This window comes from Heyndrickxia coagulans DSM 1 = ATCC 7050, from assembly GCF_000290615.1.
In the GTDB taxonomy this organism is placed as follows: Bacteria; Bacillota; Bacilli; order Bacillales; family Bacillaceae_C; genus Weizmannia; species Weizmannia coagulans.
The window spans coordinates 1-3,982 of sequence record NZ_ALAS01000257.1 but is presented as its reverse complement, the minus strand read 5'-3'; the positions used below and the strand labels follow the sequence as shown (position 1 = coordinate 3,982).

General features: G+C 39.2%; 4 protein-coding genes. All 4 read right to left on the bottom strand.

What is annotated here, in order from left to right:
* Positions 1–263, bottom strand: a 263-nt coding sequence (locus tag IC21_RS13900) for a transposase (protein WP_035181043.1), incomplete at its 3' end; no start/stop codon positions are given.
* Positions 264–528: 265 nt separating this feature from the next.
* Positions 529–1,965, bottom strand: a complete 1,437-nt coding sequence (locus tag IC21_RS13895) for a 6-phospho-beta-glucosidase (protein WP_029143112.1) — start codon at positions 1,963–1,965, stop codon at positions 529–531.
* 161 nt (positions 1,966–2,126) lie between these two features.
* A complete protein-coding gene (gene celB, locus IC21_RS13890; protein WP_029143111.1) occupies positions 2,127–3,482 on the bottom strand; it encodes a PTS cellobiose transporter subunit IIC in 1,356 nt (451 codons plus the stop codon).
* Positions 3,483–3,503: 21 nt separating this feature from the next.
* The gene (locus IC21_RS13885) at positions 3,504–3,905 is read right to left on the bottom strand and encodes a hypothetical protein (protein WP_029143110.1); all 402 of its coding nucleotides are present in this window, start codon (positions 3,903–3,905) and stop codon (positions 3,504–3,506) included.
* Positions 3,906–3,982: the final 77 nt, after the last annotated feature.

Below are 3,982 nucleotides of genomic sequence, written 5' to 3'. Positions count from 1 at the left end.
TTTTCTGTGATCTGTTCGACTGTTTCCCGGTCAGACAGCCCAAGCCGTTCTTTGATATAAAGAGCCCCAAGAGCGATTCTGACAGAATAATCCTTTTCGCCTTTGAATTTCTTCTTGAAGGACTTGACATACTTTTCTTCGGCCATCCACCAAGGAATCATTTCAGCAAGACGGACCCAGCGATTTTCTTTATTTAATTTCCCACCGAATGGTAGAAAAAAATCATCTACAAAAGTTAATTGATGTTCGGTCTTTTTGTACATCGTAACAGCTTCCAAGTGCAAGGTTTTTTACGTGTTTCCTTTGAAATCCTTACACTTTATATTCGACAAAAGTAGCCAAAATCCTTGTCAAATCTGGAATTTTTGCTTATTCAGCAAGCCCTAGTTACCTTCTGCACCTATTGCCGCCTGAGATTTCTATTCTTCCCGTATATGAAAAAATGGAGTTTTAGTGAAACTCCATTTTTTCACCCCAGGATTGAACATGGGTTTTATTTTAAATGTGGAAAAACGGCCGTCCTAAAAGTTAAAGATCTTCACCATTTGTTTCAATGACATGCTTATACCATCCAAACGACTTTTTCTTTTTTCTTTCTAAAGTTCCGTTTCCCTCATTGTCTTTATCTACGTAAATAAAACCGTAACGTTTTTCCATTTCTCCTGTTCCAGCACTCACTAAATCTATACATCCCCACGGTGTGTACCCCATTAAATCAACGCCGTCCAGTTCAACCGCTTTTTTCATTTCCTGAATATGGTCGCGAAAATATTGGATACGGTAATCATCGTTAATCGTGCCATCCTCTTCAACGGCATCCCGCGCACCAAGCCCGTTTTCTACAATAAATAAAGGAATATTGTACCTTTCATATAAAGCATTTAATGAATAACGAAGGCCTACCGGATCAATTTGCCAACCCCAATCACTGGCTTGTACATATGGATTGCGGACGACGCGGCCAAACTCTCCATCAGGCTGGCTATCTTCTACTTCACGGGCGCTGACTACTTTAGACATATAATAGCTGAATCCAATGTAATCTACTGTTCCTTCTTTAAGAATTTGTTCATCTTCCTTTGTATATTCAATTTCAAATCCGTTTCTTTCCCAGTATTTTTTCGTATAATGAGGAATCGCCCCGCGAACATGTACATCACCAAAGAACCAGCGATTACGCATTGCTTCAGTTGCAAGCATCACATCATCCGGATGGCAGGAATATGGATATACAGGGACGAAAGAAAGCATGCAACCAATTTTAAAATTCGGATTAATTTTGTGGCCTAATGTAACGGCTTTTGCGCTGGCAATTAATTCATAAAGCGCTGCCTGGTACATGGTTTGTTTCCGGTTTTCACCTTCTTCGTATTTAATTCCTGAGTTTGTGAAGCTTGCGAAATCCATGCTCGTATCTGCTTGATTATTGATTTCGTTAAAGGTCATCCAATATTTTACTTTATCTTTATAACGTCTCATGACTGTCTCAGAAAATTTCACAAAGAAATCAATACACTTCCGGTTTCTAAAACCGCCATATTTTTTCACCAGATGGTAAGGCAATTCAAAATGAGATAGGGTAATAACAGGTTCAATATGATATTTTAATAATTCATCAAACAAATCATCGTAAAATTGCAAGCCTGCTTCATTCGGCTCCGGATCGTCCCCGTTCGGAAAAATTCTTGTCCAGGCAATCGAAGTACGGAAACATTTAAACCCCATTTCAGCGAACAGTTTGATATCTTCTTTATAACGGGAATAGAAGCCGATTGCTTCATGGTTCGGATAATAGTAACCTTCCAATACACCATCCGTAATTTGCCGTGGAACACCGTGCCTTCCTGCAGTCATCACATCAGCAACACTTACACCTTTTCCGCCTTTATTCCAGCCGCCTTCAAGCTGGTGGGCTGCTACTGCTCCGCCCCATAAAAAGTTTTCTGGTAAAACGCCTTTTGACATTGTAAACCCTCCATCATTTATCTTATTTGGTTTCCTGAACTAGAAAAGTTAAATAAGAAGGCGATTTTCCTATGAAGAACCGCCTTCATTCATTCACCCGCAGTGCAACATCGTTTTCATAGGATATTTCTACATCTTATTCTTCTATTCCAAGATTAGGATCAGAGTACAGATTCTCCACCTTTTTCTTGTTCAACTAACTTCTTATCATATATTCTGATGAACGGAAGATATATGATAAACGCGACCACACCACAAATGAGTGAGACAACTGGCGCCATAATACTCCCGCCTGTTCCAACGAAAGCCCCGATACCGATTGGCGTTGGCCACGGCACTTGGGCGATAAGTGGCGCAACAATGTGCAGTTTGATCGCAAAATAACCAATTGTAGCTGTAGCCATAGGTGCTAAGAAGAACGGGATAGCCAGGTATGGATTATAAACAATCGGTAGTCCAAACAATATTGGTTCATTAATATTAAAGATGCCAGGAGCAAGGGATGCTTTTCCCAGTATTCTCAATTGCTGTGACCGGGCTAAAAATGCAATAAAGATACATAATCCTAAAGTCGATCCGGAACCGCCCATAATGACAAATGAATTTTGGAACTCGCCGGCGAATGGAATATTTGCCCCATGAATATTGGCTTCCATATTTGCCAAAGTAATAGGCGTCAGGAAGGCTCCAATAATATTCGCCCCGTGAATGCCTACAATCCAGAGTGCATGGATTAAGAAGTAAATCACCATCAATCCCAGCCAGCTGCTTGCGATATGCGTAACAAAGCTGAATGGAACAGCGACAACTTTAAATATATCTGTGCCTAAAGCTACAAAAATACCATTGATGATTAAGATCACAAAAGCGACTAAAAAAGCAGGAATTAAAGCTGTGAACGATCTGGATACCCCTTCCGGAACAGCTTCCGGCATTTTAATCACCCAATTTTGTTTTACACATAACCGGTACAACTGTACAGCAATAACAGAAACAATAATGGCCGTAAATATACCTGAAGAACCTAAACGGCTTACACCACTGTCACCCATTTCCCAACCGAAAATAATATGGGTGGTGTCATTCATTTTTTGTACAAGTGACATTTTTCCACCACCTGAAACCAATTCCGGAATCGTCATGAAGAAAGCAAACATGGATAATAAAGCCCCATTTAGCGGGTTTACATTTATCCCTTCTTCTTCAGCGTATATTTTTGTATACTCATAACCAATAACAAGGTTGAAATATAATGCTAAAATTCCCATTGTTGCTTTATTCGCCAGCATATACAAGTCACTAATTCTAAAGAAAGTATTATCGAAAAAACCTTGCAAAAATGTTAAAGTCTGCGGCAATACGTTCAACACCAGGAACATTGACCCTACTATTGTAAATGGTATTGAAGCCATCCCGGCTGCCATTACCGCCCGGACAAAACGAAAAGATGCAATTTTCCCCATAGGACCCATTAGATACTTTTCAAGAAAAGTAAATGCCTTATTTTGTTCTGACATATAGACCCCTCTTTTCTATTGTTAACGAATCGCTTTTTCATATTCTTTGATGCGTTGAAAATGCTTATCTTCATCATGTTTAATTTGGTATAACCGATAAAGGATGAAAACGCTTAAAAATGTCCCGGCAATCAAAACAGCTAAAATTAATCCTTTTGACTTGTTTTGATTGATTAAAAATGGATATAAATGAGCGAAAGATGAAGAAAAACAACTTGGCAACAGCAAAATTACATTTGCAATGAGCAAAGTCATAAAGCAAAACTTTGTGTATCTTGCATGATTTGTCGGGCTGCTGTAAATCTTTACTTGTTCCGCAACGCTCAATATGACAACGATGATCAACGCTAATGGAAGAAGGTATAGTGGCGAATGACTCATGACCAATGAAATCAGCCAATATACATTTGGAGCCTCTGCCAAAATAAAAATATACCCTTGAGCGAGGCTCTGGAAAATTAATTATCCCGATTTTTTTGCCTTTTCATCCAGATTTTCAA

Coding starts and splice junctions, on each gene's coding strand:
- IC21_RS13895 (WP_029143112.1), bottom strand. CDS start 1,965: ATGTCAAAAGGCGTTTTACCAGAAAACTTTTTATGGGGCGGAGCAGTA.
- celB (WP_029143111.1), bottom strand. CDS start 3,482: ATGTCAGAACAAAATAAGGCATTTACTTTTCTTGAAAAGTATCTAATG.